The sequence below is a fragment of the Trinickia sp. genome (assembly GCF_051961175.1).
Taxonomy (GTDB): domain Bacteria; phylum Pseudomonadota; class Gammaproteobacteria; order Burkholderiales; family Burkholderiaceae; genus Trinickia.
Genome location: NZ_JBQCDN010000031.1, coordinates 1 through 20,508 on the forward strand (window position 1 = coordinate 1; position 20,508 = coordinate 20,508).

At 61.1% G+C, this 20,508-nt stretch carries 14 protein-coding genes and 1 pseudogene; 3 read left to right on the forward strand and 12 right to left on the reverse strand.

The genetic code is table 11. The features are described from left to right. The 11 genes from ACTHL0_RS02050 to ACTHL0_RS02100 form a co-directional block, all read right to left on the reverse strand. Positions 1-872: LysR substrate-binding domain-containing protein (locus ACTHL0_RS02050; RefSeq protein WP_440564920.1), on the reverse strand; the 872-nt coding region annotated here is incomplete at its 3' end. A 420-nt stretch (positions 873-1,292) separates the two neighbouring features. Next, positions 1,293-1,652 carry a DUF3579 domain-containing protein gene (locus ACTHL0_RS02055; protein WP_440564921.1) on the reverse strand — a complete coding sequence of 120 codons (360 nt, stop codon included), beginning with the start codon at positions 1,650-1,652 and terminating at the stop codon, positions 1,293-1,295. A gap of 127 nt (positions 1,653-1,779) precedes the next feature. Beyond that, positions 1,780-3,141, reverse strand: coding sequence for a sigma-54-dependent transcriptional regulator (locus tag ACTHL0_RS02060; RefSeq protein WP_440564922.1), 1,362 nt, complete (start codon positions 3,139-3,141; stop codon positions 1,780-1,782). Next, positions 3,131-5,020 carry a sensor histidine kinase gene (locus ACTHL0_RS02065; protein WP_440564923.1) on the reverse strand — a complete coding sequence of 630 codons (1,890 nt, stop codon included), beginning with the start codon at positions 5,018-5,020 and terminating at the stop codon, positions 3,131-3,133. The genes ACTHL0_RS02060 and ACTHL0_RS02065 overlap by 11 nt, the downstream gene beginning before the upstream one ends. Positions 5,021-5,136: 116 nt before the next feature. Further along, entirely contained in the window at positions 5,137-6,501 is a 1,365-nt protein-coding gene (locus ACTHL0_RS02070; RefSeq protein WP_440564924.1) for a 2-hydroxycarboxylate transporter family protein, read from the reverse strand. A gap of 478 nt (positions 6,502-6,979) precedes the next feature. Continuing rightward, positions 6,980-9,151, reverse strand: coding sequence for a hypothetical protein (locus ACTHL0_RS02075; protein WP_440564925.1), 2,172 nt, complete (start codon positions 9,149-9,151; stop codon positions 6,980-6,982). Positions 9,152-9,379: 228 nt separating this feature from the next. Then, positions 9,380-10,540, reverse strand: a complete 1,161-nt coding sequence (locus ACTHL0_RS02080) for an MFS transporter (RefSeq protein ID WP_440564927.1) — start codon at positions 10,538-10,540, stop codon at positions 9,380-9,382. 82 nt (positions 10,541-10,622) lie between these two features. Then, the gene (locus ACTHL0_RS02085) at positions 10,623-11,348 is read right to left on the reverse strand and encodes an HAD family hydrolase (protein WP_440564928.1); all 726 of its coding nucleotides are present in this window, start codon (positions 11,346-11,348) and stop codon (positions 10,623-10,625) included. After that, entirely contained in the window at positions 11,349-13,721 is a 2,373-nt protein-coding gene (hypF, locus tag ACTHL0_RS02090) for a carbamoyltransferase HypF (protein ID WP_440564929.1), read from the reverse strand. Beyond that, positions 13,693-14,793, reverse strand: a complete 1,101-nt coding sequence (gene hypE, locus ACTHL0_RS02095) for a hydrogenase expression/formation protein HypE (protein WP_440564930.1) — start codon at positions 14,791-14,793, stop codon at positions 13,693-13,695. The genes hypF and hypE overlap by 29 nt, the downstream gene beginning before the upstream one ends. After that, complete coding sequence (locus ACTHL0_RS02100; RefSeq protein ID WP_440564932.1) at positions 14,790-15,383, reverse strand: cysteine hydrolase family protein; 594 nt, start codon at positions 15,381-15,383, stop codon at positions 14,790-14,792. Before ACTHL0_RS02100 ends, hypE begins: the two co-directional genes overlap by 4 nt. A 344-nt stretch (positions 15,384-15,727) precedes the next feature. Between ACTHL0_RS02100 and ACTHL0_RS02105 the strand changes: the two genes are divergently transcribed. The 3 genes from ACTHL0_RS02105 (at position 15,728) to ACTHL0_RS02115 (ending at position 20,053) form a co-directional block, all read left to right on the forward strand. Then, on the forward strand, positions 15,728-16,621 hold the full coding sequence (locus ACTHL0_RS02105) for a LysR family transcriptional regulator (RefSeq protein ID WP_440564933.1): 894 nt from the start codon (positions 15,728-15,730) through the stop codon (positions 16,619-16,621). 489 nt (positions 16,622-17,110) lie between these two features. Continuing rightward, on the forward strand, positions 17,111-17,722 hold the full coding sequence (locus ACTHL0_RS02110; RefSeq protein ID WP_440564934.1) for a hemerythrin domain-containing protein: 612 nt from the start codon (positions 17,111-17,113) through the stop codon (positions 17,720-17,722). Positions 17,723-17,785: 63 nt separating this feature from the next. Next, positions 17,786-20,053 carry an FdhF/YdeP family oxidoreductase gene (locus ACTHL0_RS02115; RefSeq protein WP_440564935.1) on the forward strand — a complete coding sequence of 756 codons (2,268 nt, stop codon included), beginning with the start codon at positions 17,786-17,788 and terminating at the stop codon, positions 20,051-20,053. Between the two features lie 205 nt (positions 20,054-20,258). Here the strand turns inward: ACTHL0_RS02115 and ACTHL0_RS02120 are convergent. Continuing rightward, positions 20,259-20,508 (reverse strand): annotated as a pseudogene (locus ACTHL0_RS02120) (hypothetical protein); the annotation flags it as partial.

The following is a 20,508-nucleotide window of genomic DNA, read 5'->3' on the forward strand; positions in this document are numbered from 1 at the left end:
TGGTTTTGTTTTTTTTTTTTTTTTTTTTTGTTTTTTTGGTGGTGTCTCTTACTTTTTTTTTTTTTGGTGCGGGGGGGGGGGGTTTGGGTTTTTCGCCGCCCCCCCACGACGCCTTCGAAGCGCAGCCGCGTAGCGGCTTCCGGAATCAACGCTGCGCCGATACCGGCGTGAACGAGCGCCAACATCGTATGAATCTGCGCGACATGTTCGACGAAATCCGGCACGACGCCCGCCCGATCGAATATGGCCTGCACCAGCCGGTAGAAATAATCGGCCTCGTACGGCGAATACATGAGAAGCGGGCGGCCATGCAAATCGGCGGCGACAGGGTGCTCCGGCCAATTCGCAGCCTCGCTTTCGGGAATCGCGAGCACGAGGCTTTCATGACCGAGTACCGCGGTTTCGAGCTCGCCGCTGTCGACGTGCGGGCGCAAGAGTCCGATATCGAGCTGCCCGGAAGCGAGCGCCTTGAGCTGGTCGCGGCTCACGAGTTCTTTGAGTGTCAGCGCCACGCCCGGCGAATGCTCATGCACGAGCCGCACGAGTTCCGGCAGCAGGCCATAGCCGGATGCTGCGGTAAAACCGATCGATAGAAAGCCAGTCTCGCCCTTCGCGACGCGCCGTGCCGTATAGGCCGCTTCCTCTGCAAGCCGAAGGATCCGCGCGGCTTCCAGCAAGAACGAACGTCCCGCGGCGGTGAGCCGGACGGTGCGGCTCGTGCGATCCAAGAGCGGCGTGCCGATCTGATGTTCGAGCAGGCGAATCTGCCGGCTCAGCGGCGGTTGCGTCATGTTCAAACGCTCGGCCGCGCGGCTGAAGTGAAGTTCCTCGGCAACAGCGACGAAGCAACGGATTTGACTGATTTCGAACATGGTCCTTAGCGGGGGCGATATTGTCAGGGCGGCGACCGGCCCTGTTTTTCCTGTGTCTTTGGCCGCTGGGATGACTGTCGCGGATCGGATCCACGCCGCATCGGCTCCCTCGTGCAGGCATCCGGTGGCAGGACATAGGGCAGATCATCGCAACAGCATGCGTAAATCGGGAACCCATAGGCGTTCGTGCCGACGATGGTCGTCGGCCCATGCGACGGACAGACGGCTTTCATGGCACCTCCCGAAATCTGGTCATCAACCCATACATCCTACGCCTGACAAGCCGGTTCGGCGATGCGACGGTTTGATGGGCAGCGTGACTTGCGCGTGCCCTACTGCCCTACGTATGGCGCTTCCATCTCCCGATGCGCCGCGAGTGGGATCTCGGGCGTCTAAGCGGTCCGATCCAAACGTGAAGGGTTACGCGCTGCAGGCTTCCTTGGCGCGATCCCACTGCCGAACGAATGGCGATCGCCCGGCTCGGGCCTCGACCAGCAAGTCATTGTCGTCGGCAAACCGCATGACGAACTCGAACGCCCCCGGGCAGACCGATCGCAACGCGTCTGAAACAAAAACGCATTTCAAGCCGCCGTCGATGACGGGCATCGCTAGCCGCGTGCACGCGACATGAATACCAGGCCTCCGCTCTCCGACGAACAACGTGATGACGCCCGTCAAACGTTCCGGCCAATCGCCAGGACGAAAGGTCTTCCCTTGATGCGTGATGCCTTTGATCACATAGCCGTCGATATCCTGCCCGGTCCGATCGTTACGATCCATGCTTGCTCTTACCTCTTCCACGCTTCGCCGCCTGCTTCCCATCCACTGCTTCTGCTTTTGATTTCCAGTTGCGGCGGTCAACCCATCCGCCGCCGGCTTTCGCCCTCCCCTCGCCCAACCACGCGGCTCAAAGATCGCTCCCGTCCCCTCCCGCATCGCGGTCAAGGATCTTGAGCAGGCGAAGCTTGTGGTAAAGCGTCTTCTTCGGCATGCCCAGCTCGACGCTGGCATCCGCCACGTTCCCGTTGTGCCGCCTCAGCATGTCCTCGATCAGCATGCGTTCGAAGTACGCAAGCTGCTGCGCCAGCGTTCCGCTTTTGCTGCCGCTGCCGCCCGTGCCAAGCAGCGTATCGCCTGTCAGGCCGAGCACGAAACGATCGGCCACGTTCTGCAATTCACGCACGTTGCCCGGCCATTGATGCGTCATCAGCTCCGAAACCTGCGCCGCAGATACGATCGGAGCGGGCTGCTCGAATTTGCGTGCCGCCGCGAGGACAAAGTGCTCGAAGAGCAGCGGCACATCTTCGCGACGCTCCCTCAACGGCGGCAGTTCGATTTGCGCGACGTTCAGGCGATAAAGAAGGTCTGCGCGAAAACGGCCCTCTTCCGCCAACTCGGAGAGATCGGCTTTCGATGCCGCAATCACCCTGCAATCGACCGCAATCGACTCGTTCGCCCCGAGCCGCTCGATCGTCCGCTCCTGCAACACGCGCAGCATTTTGATCTGCAGCGGGACCGGCATCGTTTCGATCTCGTCGAGAAAAAGCGTCCCGCCGTCGGCCCACTCGATCTTGCCCACGCGTCGCTTGATCGCTCCGGTAAAAGCACCTGCCTCATGACCGAACAGTTCGCTTTCGAAAATCTGCTCCGGCAGACCACCGCAGTTCAGCGCGACGAAATGACGATCGCGCCGCCCGCCGAAATCGTGCAGGCTGCGCGCAATCAGTTCCTTGCCTGTACCGGTCTCGCCGGTGATGAGCACCGATACTGACGTACCCGCGAGCCGCAGGATTTTCTTGCGGACTTCCGCCATTGCCGGCGACTTGCCCAGCACCAGCGCTTCGATTCCCTGCCAGTTGTCGAGCGCGGCACGCAGGCCCTGCACTTCGAGCGTCAAGCGGCGCTTTTCCACCGCACGGGCTACCCTGCCGGCGATGTGCTCGGAGGAGAAAGGTTTTTCGATGAAATCGTAGGCGCCGACCCGCATCGCACCGACCGCCGTCGAGATATCGGCATGTCCACTGATCAGCACGACGGGAATCTGCGCGTCGATCGCGAGCACCCTTTCGAGCAACTGCATCCCGTCCATCCCCGGCATCCGCAAATCCGATACGACCACGATCGGCGCACCCGGCGCGACTTGAGAAAGCGCTTCGCTCGCCGATTCGTAGGCGGCCACCGGATATCCGGCCAACGCCACGGCCTGTTCGACGCCGACTCGAACGTTCTCGTCGTCCTCGACAACCAACACTCGGATTTCATCTTCCATGTTCCGCCCTCTGCGACGTTGCCGCCGCAAATTCGATACTGAATTGCGCACCGCCGTCCTCGCGGTTGGCGCCATAGATCTTCGCCCCGAAGCCTTCGACGATGCGCGATGTGATCGCGAGCCCCAAGCCCAGCCCATGCCCTCGCGGCTTCGTCGTGACGAACGGCTCGAACAAGTGCGCCAGCACCTCCGGCGCAATCCCACCGCCACTGTCAGCGATCGTGAACAACACACGGCCCAGCTGCGGATCCGGCTGAACGGCCTCGATGCGGATGACGCGCGTCTCAGCATCTCGAATCGCATCGAGTGCATTGCCGAGCAGATTGACGATCACTTGCTGCAATTGGCTCGATTCCGCGTATACCATCGTGCCCGATGGGATGTTCACGTCGAGTTGCACCGCTTCATCGCGAATCCTCGCTTCATACATGAATCGCGCGTGCGCCACCACCTCGTTGAGCGAAACGGCCACGCGCTCGACGTCCGGCTTGCGCGCGAAGGCTTTCAACTCGCTCGTCAGCACGGCCATGCTTTCGACAAGACGTGCGATACGGTCCAGGTTGGCGAAGGCTTGCGCCGGCTGATTGCGTTCGAAGAACGTCCGAGCGTTGTCGCACAGTGTCCTGATGGCGACGAGCGGCTGATTGATCTCATGTGTCAATCCCGCCGCCATTTGTCCCAGCACCGCGAGCTTGCCTGCATGGACGACTTCCTGCTGTGAATCGCGCAGGCGCTGCTCGGTCAATTCGCGCTCGGTGATCTCACGCTGCATTCTTTCGTTGGCGGCAGTCAGCGCTGCCGTGCGGTGCGCGACCGTCCATTCCAGCTCGTCGTTCGCGCGGCGCAGGGCATCTTGTGCCTTGAGCTTCTCCGCGATCGTCCTGCGCCGTTGGCCCGCGTATAACCCATAGAGCGCAGCGATCAGGAATGCACCCGTCACGAACGCAACGGCAAGATGCTCCTGGCGATAGGCGCCGGCGATGTCCTGCAGCACCATCAGCGAATCGCCTGCTTGCGGCAGCGGCCGCGACACGACGAGATAGCGGGCGGTACGGCCGGGGGTACGCCAATCGGGAAAGTTTCCGAGCCACGCATCGCGCTTCCAATCATCGACGCGGCGATACGACAGCGGTTCGACAGCGCGGCCGGCATATTGCTGCGAAGCCTGAATGGCACGCTGCCGCTGCTCGGTGATGGGCCGCACTGACATGAATTTCCATCCGGGCGCGGTCGAGATGACGATCACGCCGTTGCCGTCGACCACCATCGCCGCTTCTCCCGGCATCCGCCAGGCCTGTTCCAGCGCATCGACGCTGACCTTCACCGCCACTGCCCCCGTTGATGGACCGGCTGCGCCCCTCACCGCACTCGCGAAGTACAAACCGGGCATGCCCGTATTCGTGCCGATGCCGAAGAAGCGCCCCGTCCCGGTTGCGAGTGCATCCTTGAAGTACGGCCGATAGGAAACATTGGTGCCGATAAAGGTACGCGGTTGATTCCAGTTGCTCGCGGCGATCACGGCGCCATGACGATCGATGACATACGTGGCAAGGCTGCCCGCATCGCGATTGACCGCTTCGAGATAGGTGTCGACCTCATGCTGCAATGGAGCCGAGGCGTGGGGCGCCGCGGCCAGCAATGCCTGAACGCTGTCCTGCCGGGCGACGATGGCGGGCATCGTCTCGAAGCGATTGAGTTCGCTTTTCAAGCTCGCCGCATACAGATCGAGCCGATGCTCGCCGACATCGGCGAGCGCATCGATCGCCCGATTCCACGTGAATTCGGCGGCGGCAGCGGTCACGCCCAAATACAGAACCGCTGCCGCTCCCCATCCCCAGAACCGTCTGTTTCTTATGCTCGTACGCAAATTCAACCTCATCGATGGGCCCTACCGAACGGATGCAGGCGCATGCGCGGCACGCTGAACGAACCGCGGCAAGCATCGCTCATCGCCGGGCCATCGTGAGATTTGCGTCACCAAGCGTTGGCCGATCATCAGCCGATACGCGCGAGCACGATAAGCGTCAGCGTGACCACGATGGCGCCGCCGATACGCGTTGCGATCTGCGCGAAGGGCATCAGCTGCATCCGGTTGGCCGCCGTCAGAATCGCGACGTCGCCGGTGCCCCCTTGCCCGCTGTGGCACGCGTTGACGATCGCTGCGTCGATAGGGTACATCTTCAACAGGCGGCCGACCATGAAACCCGTGCCCATCAGGGTCGCCACCGTGGCGACGATCGTCACGGTATTGGCGAGCGTAAACGCGGCGGTTAACTTGTCCCACGGCGTCATCGCCACACCGATCGCGAACAGCAGCGGATAAGTGACCGCCGTCGAGAAGAACTTGTAGACGACGAATGCCCCTTCCTGCAGCGGCGGCGAGACGGCACGCGCGAGCTTCACGAGCACGGCGAGGAACAGCATGGCCACCGGTGCGGGCAAACCGAACAGATCGCGGCACATCAAGCCCACAAGGTACAGCGTGATGGCCGTGATGCCGGCCGCGGCGATATGCGTGACGTCGACATGGCCGGTGATCTCTTCTTCGACCGGGGCCATTTCTTCGGATTCACCCACTTGCAGACGTCCCTGCCCCGTCAGGTGCGGAAAGCGCTTGCCCAGCATGTCCAGTGCGCCGGACAGAATGATGGCGGTGAGGCTACCGAGCATGACCGGGGGAAGCACCTGTGCGAAAAGTTGACCCTGCGGCAAGTGCAGAATCTCCGAATACCCGACGGACAGCGGGATCGCGCCTTCGCCCACACCGCCTGCCATGATCGGCACGACGATGAACAGCAGCGTATGCCGCGCACCGAGCCCGAGCATCGTGCCGACGGCCGTACCGACGATCGCGGCGGCGATCGATCCCACCGCGAGCGGCAGGAAGATCTTGAGGAAGCCTCGAATCAGCACGCGGCGATCCATGCTCAAGATGCTGCCGACGATAATCGACGCAATGAACAGGTACAGGAAATTAGTGGACTTCGTGAATTCGGTCGTGAGACCGAGCACTGCCTTGGGCAGCAAGTGATAGTAATTGAGCGCCGACGGCACGAAGGTCGCGCAGATGGCAGCGGCGCCGATATGGCGAAGCACCGGCAGACGCTTGCCGAGTTCGGCGCAGGTGAAACCGAAGAAAGCGAGGACGGCAATCGCCATCGAGATTTCACCGGGGATCTTGCCCTTGATCGCAAAGGTCGCGATGAGGGCGAGCAAGATGAAGTAGATCGGCAGCGGGATGATGCCGATTCGGTACTCCATCAGCTTCCACCAGCCTTCTGGCCAGAAACGGGTTTTGTTGGGCGAATCCTCTGAGGATAGGGATCGTGGTTGGCCGGGGGCGTGCGAGGTCGATTGCAAAACGTGTCTCCTTGATTCGACGTGTCGGTGCGGATCGTCAGCATCAACTTCGATGTGACGGTCCGGTGCCTGTTGGGCGCTTGGAATCGCAAGAGGTATGCCAAGGATGCAGCCAGAACAGAGCCCGCCAAGTCATTGATTTAGCGTGATTTCGGCAAGACGACGATAGGTTGTCAGCCAACGGATTCTGAGCGTTCAGAATTCACCGCATGGGGAGGCCGAGATTTGGGCCGGGCGCGAGGAAAGCCTCGGAATGTTCCAGGATGCTGGCGATCTGCTTGCCCATCCATGCCCGGGGGGCGGTGCCGACGAAAACGCGAACGACCCGCTGCGGCGTCAGTTGCTGCCTGCTCCGCGGCCATGAAGGTACGCGGGGCTTGCGTTTCGCCCGTTCGACCAGCGCCGGTAGTCCGCCGGCGTCATACCGGTAAGTTGACTGAACGCACGCCGGAATGACGCCATTGTTTGAGACATCCCGTCAGAAGTAGTACTTCGTCCGGTGAGCGGCAAGCGTGAAGAAGTAAAACCGATGCAGCAGCCGGAATGCCGCACGCGACGATTTCGCGTCCCCCGCATAGCGGGTCGTTTCGACAAACGCGGCCAGATTGCCGGGATTACTCATGTCGAAAGGATGCAAATGAACGTGACGGACAAGCGCGTCGCTCATGTATCCCACCCCCGATTTAAGCTGATTGAGCCGGTCGACTTCCGCCTTCGCCTTCTTTACGTCGGACGCGCTCTGAAACAGGATGGGGTGGCTCGCATCGAACGGGAATGGCTGATCCGATGTCTTGTTGGCGTAACGCCCGAACGGACCGAGATTTCCGCCCCACGGTACCCACCCACCATCCGACAGGATGGCGGACATCCCCTCCTGATCCCTTAGCAACGCCACAGTCAGCCAGTACGGCTTGTTCGCTTCGTTGGCATCAACGTATTCATCTACCGCATCACCCACTTTCGGATGAAGCCGCTTGAACTCGGTGGCAAGCAAGCGTGTCACGTCGTCTCGCTCGAGCAGTGCCGCGCGCGTCCACAGCATCGTCGTCAAGGCATCATGCGCGGGCCCGTTCCCGGTATCGCTGGCCTTCCATAGGACCATCAACTGGTCGATGGACATGCGCATCTGCATGTCGTCGGCAAACTCGGCAGGGATGCCCTCAGCCGTATTCTGCTTGGGCACATTGGCAGCGAACTTCGCCTCTTCCGGAGCCGCAACCCATATCTGCTGCATGAACGCGGCCGGCGAGTTCGTATGTTCCGCCCAAAGCTGGTGAAGCCGGTTGACGTCGCGCCCCGGGAAGCGATCGCGATGTCGCGCGAGCAGCGCAGAGACGTCGCCCACGATGGCAGCATCGAGAGCGGCGGTATTCTTACCGGCCGCATGCAGCCGCAGGACGTTCTGGTCCCGCAGGTAAAGCAACCGATACTGGACTGCAGCAAACGCCGGGCTCTGCGGCGGCAGCGCCTGAGCTGCCTCGAGCAATTCCGCCGGGATCTCGTGAAGCGTTTTAGCTGTCATGAAAGTGGCCACCAGCCAGGCGTCCGAGTGGGTGGACTGCCACTGCTGAAAGGCGCCGGCAAACCGCTCGCCCTGGGTTTTGTCGTCGGAACCTGCCTGCATCGTGTACAGCCAGTCCGTGAGCCCCCCTCGCTGCACAATCTCGATGACGGATCGCCGTCCAAGAACCTCACTGTTCTCCTGGCGCTCATGGTTGAGCGCAAAAACGTAGTCTTTCAGATCCTGTGCCGTGTCTGCAGACCAGTCGCCTGTCGCGATACGAGACTCGATGGCGCGGAGTTCGTCTTCCGGGTTCGCGGTGTAACGAACGTGGCGTTCAAGGTCCGACAACCGTTTCGCCTGCAGCGCCGGGACCTGCGCCTTCGTTTCGTCGATACCGGTAATCGCCTCCGCGAACAGTTGCACGCGCGCGTCTCCAGTGGCCGCCTGTGCCCTGGCGAACTTCGCCCGCTGAACGAGGTATCCAGCCAGGCTATGCCAGCGGGAATTCGGATCCTGGGCGATCTGCCCGAAGAGATCGATCGATTCGTCGAATCGCTTCGCGTAGAAGAGCGCCGCGGCACGTTGATATCGGCGGTCATCCTTGAACCATGCCGCAGCATCCTCCGCGGCCAACGCCGGTAGGGCCGTCCCCTTCCCCGCGCACACGGCGAAGACCGCGTCCTGCGTCGTGGCCCAGTCCTTCACAAGCGGGTTCGCGCTGCCGAACTTATCCGAGATCCGTTGGAGTTCTTTCGTCGCCAGATCGAAGGCATCCGCCTGACACGGAACGTCCGGATTGCTCGATATCGGCGATCCATGCTCGCCCTTCGTCCCGAGCACTGAATCGCGCGCCTGATTCCAACGGTTTTCCGGCTCCCAGGTGTCGATCCATCCGGTGGGAACGGTCGCCAGCATCTTCAGATCGGCATCGCTCACCGGATGACCGGTCAGCACGCGGTACGCGACCGTCAGCGTGAGCGGCCCATAGTCTCCAGACAAGATGCCGAGATTGCCTTGCGCATAGTCGCGGAAATTGAAGCTGGGCGCTTCATTCGGATATGGATACTGCAGGACCGTGCCAAATGCGGTACTGCATGAGAAAAGCATTGCGGCAGCAGACAGGGAAAGGAGCTTGCGAATATTCATTCTTTTAGTTCGTCAATACCAAACGTCATGCAAGGGGCTCGAGAATCGCGGCATGTGCGCCGGCGTCGATACGTTCGACTGCGGGCAATCCGAAGGCAGTCAAACGGGCGAGCGCCATTGTAGCGCCGATAATGTCGGCAATACCTTCCCTATTCGGCAGGGACGACCCGCCGAACCTATGCCGCCAGTTTGCTATGTGAAAATGTCGAACACCTCAATGAGACGGCATTATCGAACCCGCTCAATCCCCGACACGGCAATCAGTGCGATAGCGGTTACCGCGGCCGCTCCGGCGTAAAAGATCGCGCCCAGCCCAAAATATTGCGCGATTGAGCCGAGCAAGGGGGGCGCGGCCAGCATGCCGCAGAAACCCAGCGTAGAAACCGTGGCAATATGCGCCTCCGGACGAGCCCTCGCGCCCGCGAGACTGAACAGGACCGGCGCAACATTCGCGATTCCCGCGCCCGCTATCGCACAACCGATGTTCATGATCTCGGCGCTCCGGCTGAGTGGGCCGATCGCAAGCCCGAATGCCGCAATCAGCCCGCCCATGCCGATCAACACCCGTGCACTGAATTTATGTCGTATCGAATCGCCGGCGAAACGAACGATTGCCATCGAACACGCAAAGGCGGTGTAGCCCATCAGGGCAAGGTTGCTATCCGCGCCCAGTGTCTGCTTCATATACACCGCGGCCCAATCGAGCACGACGCCTTCGCACGAAAAGGCAAAAATCGCCATGACACCCAGGACGAGGGCGGGACGAGTCACAGCAAGCCTCGCCTTCCCCGCTGCGTGGCCGGTAGCCGCCGGTTGCCGGCTGGATACGAGCCCGCGTTGCGCCCATAGAAAAAGACCGAAGATGGCGACCGAAACGATCAGCGCTTCGATTGCCGGGGAAAAGGTGCGCAGCAGCGGCGCCCCGGCACCCGCGCCAGCAAAGCCGCCCAGGCTCCACATGCCATGGAAGGACGACATATAGGGACGCTCCGAGCGCCGTTCGACATCGCTCGCATTCGCATTCATGGCCACATTCATCGTACCGCCCGCGGCGCCGAACAGCAGCGCCACCATCGCGAGGGTGACAGCGCTCGGCGCCAGCGGAATGAGAATGCCGAAGCCGCAATACAACGTGGCGCTGACGCGAATCGATCCGACGACACCCAACCGCTGGATCAGCCAGACGCTGCACGCCATCGCTAAAGCCGTCCCGCCAGCGAGGGTCAGCAGGACAAGGCTAAGCGCAAGCGGTTCGAGCCCGAGCCTTTCCTTGAATGCCGGTATCTGCGTCGCCCACATACCGATGAGGGCGCCATTCGCAAAAAACATGACGGCGGTGGGATGCCACGTACGCCAGGCCCAGCGTGTATGGGTAATCGAATCAGACATTCCGCGGTTTTCCGAGTGTCGGCGCAAGCACGAATCATGCAACGGGTTGAGTGGTGAAGAGTGTGTGTGCGTCTGGTTAACATCACACACGAACAGACCGTCGCTCCACAAAAAGCCGATGCCCCGGACGACATGAAAGCATCGGGCCGTTGGGGTGCTCCTGCACTTTTACGCCTTCGAAATCCCGAATCGTGATTTTTGCGCCGCTGCGCAGCAGATCTGCTTCACCGATACCGACGCAATAGGCACCGGCTGTCACGGCGGATGTCACGCCGCTAGGCGCGTCTTCGAAAACCAAGGTCTTCGATGACGGCAGGTTAAGGCGTTCCGCAGCGAGCAGATACGGATCCGGATAAGGTTTTCCGCGAGTGACATCGTTGCGCTCGACGATCACCGAAATGCACGACTCGGCCCGGAGCAACGCGATCACGCGATCGACCTTGGATCGCCATCCGCTCGTCACGATGCCGATCGTCACGCCGGCCCCATGAAGATGCGCAATGAGGCGCTCCACACCGCGGATCGGCGCGTAGTCGGCGGTATTTTCGACATGCATGACATGCGCCTGGACCTTTTCCTGATCGGCTCGCGAAAGATCGTGAAACAGCGCACGGATGGTATGTGGCCCCGGTTGGCCATGGATGTGGTTGCGCAAATCATCGGCTGTGATGCGGCGCCCGAACTGCTGCGCTGCTTCACTCCACGCGCGCTCGATCACCGCCGCCGAATCGATCAACACGCCATCCATATCAAACAGGATGGCAGAGATCTTCTCCGCCTCTCCTACCTCTTCTGCCTCTTTGCCCATCTATGCCTCCCCTATTCCGTTCTTTCCCACGACATTCGTGTGCGCCGCCGCAACGACAACCTGACCGAGCGAAATGCCGCCGTCATTGGTCGGCACCAGTTGATGGCAGTAAGGCTTGAATCCGAGCGACTCGAGACGCCCGAGTCCGTTCGCCAGCACAAACTCATTGCTGAATACCCCGCCGCTCATGACGATCTGCTCGACACCGAATCGCCTGACGAGCCGGGAACACGTTTCGCCGATCATGTCCACGACGGTGGAGTGAAAGCGTCGGCTCAGCCACGAGCGATCGATATCGGCGCATTTAAGCAATCGAACGAGTTCGTCGACAAGCGGACGATAGTCGATCTCGAGGCAATCGCCCTGTTGATCGATCGTGTACGGGAACGGCTCGGCGAGGCGAAAGTCTCGCTGCAGCAGAGCCTCCATCTCGATCGCCGCCTGCGCCTCGTACTCGATCTGCCCGCAGATGCCCATCAGCGCCGAAATACCGTCGAACAGCCTGCCCATGCTGGTCGTGGTGGCGGCGTTGATCTTGCGCAGCGCCATCCTGGTGAAAACCTCGCGCCGCTGCTCGGGCAGGCTGCGGACGGCCGGCACGTCGATCTCGGCGGCGCGATCGCCGAACGTTTCCACCAGCAGAGACATGGCGACACGAATCGGCTCCTTGACGGCCTGATCGCCGCCCAGCAGCAGCATCGGGCGCAAATGGCCCACGCGCTCGAAACCCGTTGCATCGCCGAGCAGGAACTCGCCGCCCCAGATGGTGCCGTCGGTGCCATACCCGGCACCGTCGAAGATCACCCCGATGGTCTTGCCCGACAGCCCGTTCTCCGCCATGCACGAGACCATGTGCGCATGGTGATGCTGAACCTGCACGACGCGCATGGCGCGTTGCTCGATGGCCGCCCGCGTCGATCGAAATGCCGGGTGCAGATCGCAGGCGAGCGTGTCCGGCTCGACCGACAGCAGTTTTTGCAGGTGCCTCGCACAATCGACGTGCGACTTGAACGTCGTATCGTTCTTCAGGTCCCCGATGTGTTGGCTGACGAAAACCTGATTTCCCTTTCCGATGCTGACGGTGGTCTTCAATTCGGCGCCGAGCGCCACGACCGATCCCACCGAATACGGCAGATGGATCGGATACGGCGCGTAACTGCGCGAGCGCCGCATGAACGACATCAACGGCTCGTCCTTGCCCTCGCGCACGATCACGCGCGCGACCGAGTCGTCCACCCGGATGCGGATGTCGCGATCGTTCAGGACAAAGTAGTCGACGATGTCCCGCAGTTGCTCGAGTGCCGTCTGATTCTCGTACACGATCGGGTGGCCGGAGAGGTTCCCGCTCGTCATGATCAGTGCAGGCAGTGCGGGATCCTCGAGCAGCAGATATTGCAGCGGCGTGGACGGCAGCGTCACGCCGAGATTGGGGTTACGCGGGGCGATCGCCTCGGGCAGCGTTTCCGAGCGCTTTCGCAGCAGCACGATAGGACGCTGCACGCTCTCCAGCAGCTCCCGCTCGCGCGCATTGACGTACGCCCATCGCGCAGCGGACTCGCAGTCAACGACCATGACCGCGAACGGCTTGGCATCGCGCCGCTTGCGCCTGCGCAACTCGCGCACCGCCGCTTCGTTGGTGGCGTCCACGGCGAGATGAAAGCCGCCCAGACTCTTGATCGCGAGGATTGCGCCGTCGCGCAGCTTCGCGATCGCATCGCGCACCACGTCGCCGGTCTTCACCCGTGCGCCGTGACGATCGACGAGTTGCAATTGCGGCCCGCAAGCCGGGCAGGCATTCGGCTGCGCGTGATATCGGCGGTCCTCGATGTCGTGGTACTCGCGATCACAGGCCGGACACATGGTGAATGCGCGCATCGTGCTCTGAGCGCGGTCATACGGCATGCCATTGATGATCGAATAACGCGGGCCGCAATGGGTGCAGTTAATGAACGCATATCGGTGCCGGCGGTCACCGGCATCGCGCATCTCACGCAGGCAATCATCACAGACATTCGAGTCGGGCGGAACAATGGTGTCCATGTACGCGAGGTCGCGGCTCTTGCGTATCTCGAACCCTTCGTAGCGTAGCGCTGGCTCGTCTCGCACCACCTCCCGCACATCGATGATCCGTGCGAGAGGCGGTGGCCGGGAAATCAGCTCGTCGATAAAACCGTCGATAGCCTGCGCCGGCGCCTGCAGCTCCAGCAGAACGCCTTCGGAATCGTTGAGCACCCAGCCATGGGCCCCATAGGCGCGCGCAAGCCGATGGACGAAAGGCCGAAAGCCGACGCCTTGCACGATCCCGCACACGCGGAATCGCCGCGTGTGGAGCGTCTCGATCACATCAGCAGAGCCGTGGGAGTTCCGCGCCATGGAGTTCCTCGATGGTGATCTGCGTTCCATCCGGTTGGACCATTCGGACCTCGGGCCCGGTGGCCGGCCCGACCTCGCCGATGACAGCCGCATTCCGACCGTCGGGATCGTCACGCAGGATGGCAAGGACTTCGTCCGCCACATCGGGCTCGACAAAAAGACACAGGCAGCCTTCATTGGCAAGGTGGATCACGTCGATGCCCAGCATGTCGGCGGCCATCGCAGCCTCCGGCAAGACCGGCAGCGCGTTCCGCTCGAAACGCACCGTGCAGTTGACCGCCCGTGCGTGCTCGTGCAATACGGCACACAGGCCGCCGCGGGTCACGTCGCGCAGCGAAGCGATCTTGCCTGCGGGTACCCTGCTCAAGACTTTATCCACCATGTGATTGAGCGGCGCGCAGTCGCTCAGCACATTGCGATCGAAACCGAGCCCCTCCCGGATCGAGAGCAGGTGGATCGAATGGTTGCCGATGTACCCGCTCAGCAGGATTTTCTGCCCGGGGCGGACGTTCCGGATGGACACCGCCGGCCGCTCGAGGACGCCGACGCCGGCCGTGTTGATGAAGATCTGGTCGGCATCGCCCTTACGGACGACCTTGGTATCGCCGGCGACGATCTTGATGCCCGCCAGCCGGGCCGTGTCGCGCACGGACGCGATGATCGTCAGCAAGTCGGACATCGCCATCCCGGCCTCGATGATGAGGCTGAGCGTCAGGTAAAGCGGACGCGCGCCACTCACTGCCAGGTCGTTCACGGTACCGCACACTGCGATCTTGCCGATATCGCCGTTCCCGAAGATAGTCGGCGTCACCACGAACGAGTCGGTGGTAAAGGCGATCCGGCTAGTGGGAAGGTCCAGCACGGCGCTGTCTTCCATCGTTCCGAGGTAAGTGTCGCCGAGGGTGTTGGATATCCGCTCCACCAGCTCCCGGCTCAGCTTCGCGCCCGTGCCGTGATCGAGGACGACGGTTTGGTTCGGATCCTGCTGCGCGGCGCCGGCCACGCCGGAGATCTCGATATGCGCGGGTGCAACGCCATTGCCGCTGCCGGCCGGTGAATAGGCCGTGCTCATGCCAACGCCTCCTCACCGCGACCGGGCAGATCGTCGCTTTCTCTCAGCCGCTCCAGGATCTCCGACGACGGCGCAATAATCGCGCAATAACTTGCCAGCCACTCGAGGGCCCGCTTCGTATCCTCCGGCTTCGGCGAAAACACACCGTCCTCGGGAACCCAGATCTTGTAGCCCCGGAAGAACGCATCGGCCGCCGTAGTCTGCACACATACATGAGTCTGCAGCCCCGTGACCACCACCGTCTTCACCCCGCGCGCCCGAAGCGTCTCGTCGAGCTTCGTCTCATAGAAGCCGCTGTCGCGCCCCTTCACCACCACGAGGTCCGACGGGTGTACCACGTCCTCGATCAGGCGGTTGCCCGGCGTGCCCGCGATCGCCGGGATGGCGCGGCCCCGGTAGCGGCTTTGCACCTGCGGATCCTCGGGGTCATGGATAAGCTGAAGATGGACGACCAACTGCCCGGCGGCACGTATGCCATCCAGAAAAACATTGAACTGCTTGATCAAGCGGTTCAATTCCTCCGGATCCTTGGAGATCTTATGGGTGAATTCATATTGGAGGTCATTGGTCAGTACAGCAACGTTCGGCATGATTCGATCACCTTTCGTTCGTTCTTCCGATTGGAGCCGGACATTCCGGCATGGAATGCCTCGCCCGTACCCGCGCCAACCCCAGCATTCAGCGGGATAGCCATGGCGAAGCGGTCTACTTGGAAACGGATTGCGTGTAATGCGTTTAAATCAACATTCGCGTAGCGAATTAGATCGAATCGCTTTGGCCGATTCTCAGGCGCTAAAGGTGTGGCGCAGACGGTCATAATTATGGGCTCAGCGCTGAGCGCCATCTCGGCTGCACTTAACAAGTCAAAACGATTTGATCATGCGGCCCTCTGTTCGTAAAATGACTTTTTCGACATAAACGTGTCAGATCGGGAATGGATATCAAACTCTTGCGGGCGTTCATCCAATTGACCGATACCGGCCATTACGGCAAGGCGGCGGCGAATTTGTTCGTGACTGCATCGACGCTGTCAAAGCAGATTCAGGCGTTGGAGACGACGGTCGGCGGCCCGCTGTTTGAACGGGGACGGCATGGCGCAAAGCTGACGCCGCTGGGTAAGCTCCTGCAACGGGAGGCGCGCGCGTTGCTGCGTCTGAGCGACGATGTGGAGACCCGAATGCAGCGCGCGGTGGCCGGCCTCACCGGAAGTCTCGACATTGGCTTTGGCGTCTCGACACTTATCATCGCGCCGCGCTTGATCGCCAGCTTCCGGGCCATGGCCCCTGACAGCCAGATCACGCTCAAAGACCTACCGTCGAGCGAGCAACATCAACGATTGCTGGATGGCAAGCTCGATCTCGGCTTTTGCCGGGCACCGGACGAAATCGGGGAATTGTCTTTCATGCAGGTGCTCGAGGAGCAGCTGTCACTGGTCCTTCCCCTCGGCACAATGCCGCCTCACCGGGATCGGTTTTCGACGTTGAACAGTCTTGGCTTTGTCGCGCTTTCGCCATCCCGCGGGCCGGGACTGGATGCACAGATTCGCCAGTGGTGTGCGCTGGCGAATTTCAAGCCGCGCATCGTTCAGCATGCCGACGATATCTCGACCATTCATGCCGTTGTAGCGGCCGGGCTGGGCGCTGCGTTATTACCTTTTCATGGCGTTGAAGCGCTAGGTAACCATACTCATCAACAGCCGTTGTGGGGCGAAGCGTCCAAGTGGCCCGTGGGGCTTTGCTGGAGAAGAGCGGATACGAATCCGCTCTTGCTGCGATTTGTCGACCATGTATCAAAGAATCCCACCAGCCTGAGCTCGATGCGATGTTAGGACGCTGCAAGGCAGCCGACGGCCGATGCAGCCTCCTCGGGCATTCATATGGCGGATGGATCGCGTTGGAGGTGTGGTTGTGCTGCGGAATACGTCCAGTTGTTTCATGACGTAATCGGCGTGCTGCCCGCCAATGCGGGGAAATTGCTCGGTGCCTTCGCCGTGTTGGCCGTGGCACGTAACGCAGGCCGCGACGCCTTTTGCAGGCAGGCCGGCCACGTAGATCGCGCACCCCGCGTTCATGAGCGCCTCGTCGGCGGGCTCGCCGACAACGGCTGACTGCCCTGAAGATCGCATGCGCGCTCGGACCCGAATGCGAAGCGATACATGTGGGGCTTCACGCGTCTGACCGGTACGCAAATCGGCGACATCGCCACCTACTTTTCAATCGCGCATAAGCCGCGCTCTGGCACGCGCAATGCGGTAGCCCTCCAACCCGAGACACGTGGAGCGAGCGTGCGCCGCGCGCCGGCTACCAGGAGAACTGCCATGCCAGAGAACACTTCAAAGCTGTCGCCGTCGATCACGGCCATGATCCGTCTCGATCACATGCATGTGCTCGCGGCGGCGCACCGTTACCACGCTTGCACGCCATGGTGGCGCAAGCGCGCAATTGTCAACGGTGTGTGCGCGGCCTTGGAAATCCATGCGCAGCTAGAGGAAGAGATTTTTTACCCGGCATTGGAGCGTGCGCTCGGCAACGAAGAGACGCTGGCGAAGAGCCGCCCTCAGCATGACGAAATGCGCGCGACGATCGCCAGGCTCCGCGCCACGGGGCCTGAAGACGCCGCCTATGACGGGCTTTTTTATCAGTTGATTCGTGAGGTCGTTCATCATGTTGCCGATGAGGAGACGATCCTTCTGCCCGACGCCGAGCGCTTGCTGAAAAGCGAACTGCGTTCGCTAGGCGCCGCTATGACCAAGCGCCGAATGCAACTAGTTGGCGAACGCCCGGGGGAAATCGCGCTGAACACGGCTAAGACGTTCCCCGTCGCAACGGTGCTGCTCGCTTCCGCTGTGCTGCTCGCGCTGCGGCACTGCTTACCGAAGGCACGCTGCAGGTCTCGAGCCGCAAGTGCGGATGGCACGACGAGCAGCTGACGGAACGGGAATTGCTGCCTCAGCCAAGCCGTTCTTCCGGAGGAACTGACCGTGAGCAAAGATATGAAAGCCCCGTCATATCCGTTTTCATCGGGTGGCTGGGGGTCGCTGAAGGCAGTTGCCAGCATTTTGGCGCAGGAAAAGGTACCGCTGAAAGACAGCGCCATTCTGCTCAAGCAGAACAAACCGGAAGGTTTCCAATGCGTAAGCTGCTCGTGGGCGAAACCGGCGGATCCTCACGTGTTCGAGTTCTGTGAAAGCGGCGCGAAAGCGACCGCATGGGACACGACGGCGAAGCGTATGACGCCGGAATTTTTCAAGCTGAACACGGTTTCGTCGCTGCTCAGATGGCACGATCACGATCTTGAAGAGGCGGGCCGGCTGACCGCGCCGATGCGGTACGATGCGGCGACCGACAAGTACTCAGAAGTGACGTGGGACGAAGTGTTCGCTGAAATCGGTAAAGAACTGAATGCGCTCGATCCTGAACAGGTCGTCTTCTACGCATCCGGGCGTGCTTCGCTCGAAACCGCGTATATGTATCAACTTTTCGCGCGGATGTACGGCTGCAATAACTTGGCCGACAGCTCGAATATGTGTCATGAGAGTTCCAGCGTCGGATTGAAGGAGGCGATTGGCGTAGGTGTCGGCACCATCACGCTGGATGATTTCGAAAAGACCGATCTCATGTTTTTCTTCGGGCAAAACGTCGGCACGAACAGCCCGCGAATGCTGCACCAACTCCAAGATGCGCGCAGGCGGGGTGTGCCGATCATCACGTTCAACCCGCTGCGGGAGCCGGGGCTGGTCTCCTTCGCGAATCCCCAATCACCCGTGCAAATGCTGACGCCCGCGCACACGCAGATCAGCACGCAGTATCACCAAGTGAAAAACGGTGGCGACACGGCAGCCATGCTCGGTATCTGTAAAGCAGTCATCGAAGCCGACGATGACGCAAAAGCGCAAGGCCTGCCTCGGATCATCGATGTCGGGTTCATCGAAGAACACACCACGGGTTTCGAGGAATTCGCCGCCTATGCGCGCGCAACGCCATGGAGCGACATTGAAACGATTAGCGGACTAGGACGCTCCGCGCTCCTCGATGCCGCCGCCGAGTATATGCGAGCCAACGCCGTGATCGCCCACTACGGGATGGGGTTGACCCAACACCGTCTGGGTGTCCAGAACGTCCGGATGCTGTGCAATCTTCTTTTTTTGCGCGGAAACATAGGGAAGCCGGGCGCTGGCCCGTCGCCGATCCGCGGCCATTCCAATGTCCAAGGCCAGCGTACGGTCGGAATCACGGAAAAACCGGAGCTCGCACCGCTCGACCAGCTCGCCATGCAATTCTCGTTCGAGCCCCCACGGAAAAAAGGCTACAACACCGTCGAAGCGTTCGAGGCCATCTTGAAGGGCGACGTCAAAGCCGTTTTCAATCTTGGCGGAAACCTCGTGCGCTCGGTGCCGGACCGTCTCCAAACCGAGCCGGGCTGGGGCCGATTGCGCCTTACCGTCAATGTGGCAACGAAACTCAATCGAAGCCACCTGGTGCATGGAGAGGTTTCATATGTGCTGCCGTGTCTCAGCCGGATTGAGTTCCATCGCACGCCTGCCGGCGACCAGGCGGTTTCTATGGAGGACAGCACCGGATGCATGCATGGCTCGAGAGGGGTGACTGAACCGGCCAGCGACAAAGCACGGCCGGAGCAGTTCATCGTCGCCGGTATCGCGAAGGCGACGCTTGGCGAGCGCTCGACCGTGGACTGGGACGCGTGGCGTGACGACTACGCCCTCGTGCGCGAAGAGATCGCGAAGACGTACCCTGACATATTCCACGACTTCAATGCGCGCATGTGGACACCGGGGGGCTTTCACCGCCCGCTCGCTGCGCGCGAACGGAAATGGAAGACGAAGTCCGGGAAGGCCGAATTCCTCGTTCCGGAATCGCTGGACGAAGACTCGGACATGTCCGCCAAAGCGCCTGATGCGCTGCGTCTGATGACGCTTCGCAGCGACAGTCAGTTCAACACGACGATCTACGGCGTCGGTGATCGCTTCCGTGGCGTGAAGGGCACGCGCATGGTCATTCTGATGAACAAGGCCGATATCGAGAAGCGTCACCTGAGCGAAGGGCAGAAAATTACGTTGCAGACGATCGCGAACGATGGCATCGATCGACGCCTCGACGGGCTGGAAATCAAGGCGTATGAAATTCCGGAAGGGTGCATTGCCGGTTACTACCCTGAATGCAACGTCCTGCTGCCGCTGTGGCACTACGCTAAGGAAAGCAAAGTGCCGGGAGCGAAGTCGATCCCCGTACGGATAGCTTGAAGTACCGGCTCGGCGTTTGTGCAACGTTGGAGATGGCCTCGACTAACAGAAGCTGGCGCTACAATCGGCGCGCTCGTCCTGCTCGATTCCGATGTAGCCCGAGCATCTATCGAACAACTCCTTGGTGCCGGCCATAGCCAGCGACCACGGCCGCCACCCCATGTTTGTTGAGCAGTCAATTTCCACGGCAAACGACATATAGCCCCTATGGTCGGTGCGACGGAGAGGGCGTTTCATCAGCGGTAAGCGACTGAACAAACCGGGTGCGATCATTAAGCACCCGCTTATATATGGCGACTTGGTCGAGCGAATCGTAGTCGGTTTCGGCGAGGCCGTCATCTTGCACCTCATAGACTTTGGCCCCTGGGATTGCCATCAGTATCGGAGAATGTGTTGCGATGACAAATTGAGCCCCGGCTGCCGCTAACCTTTGTACATGCACGATGACTTCCAAC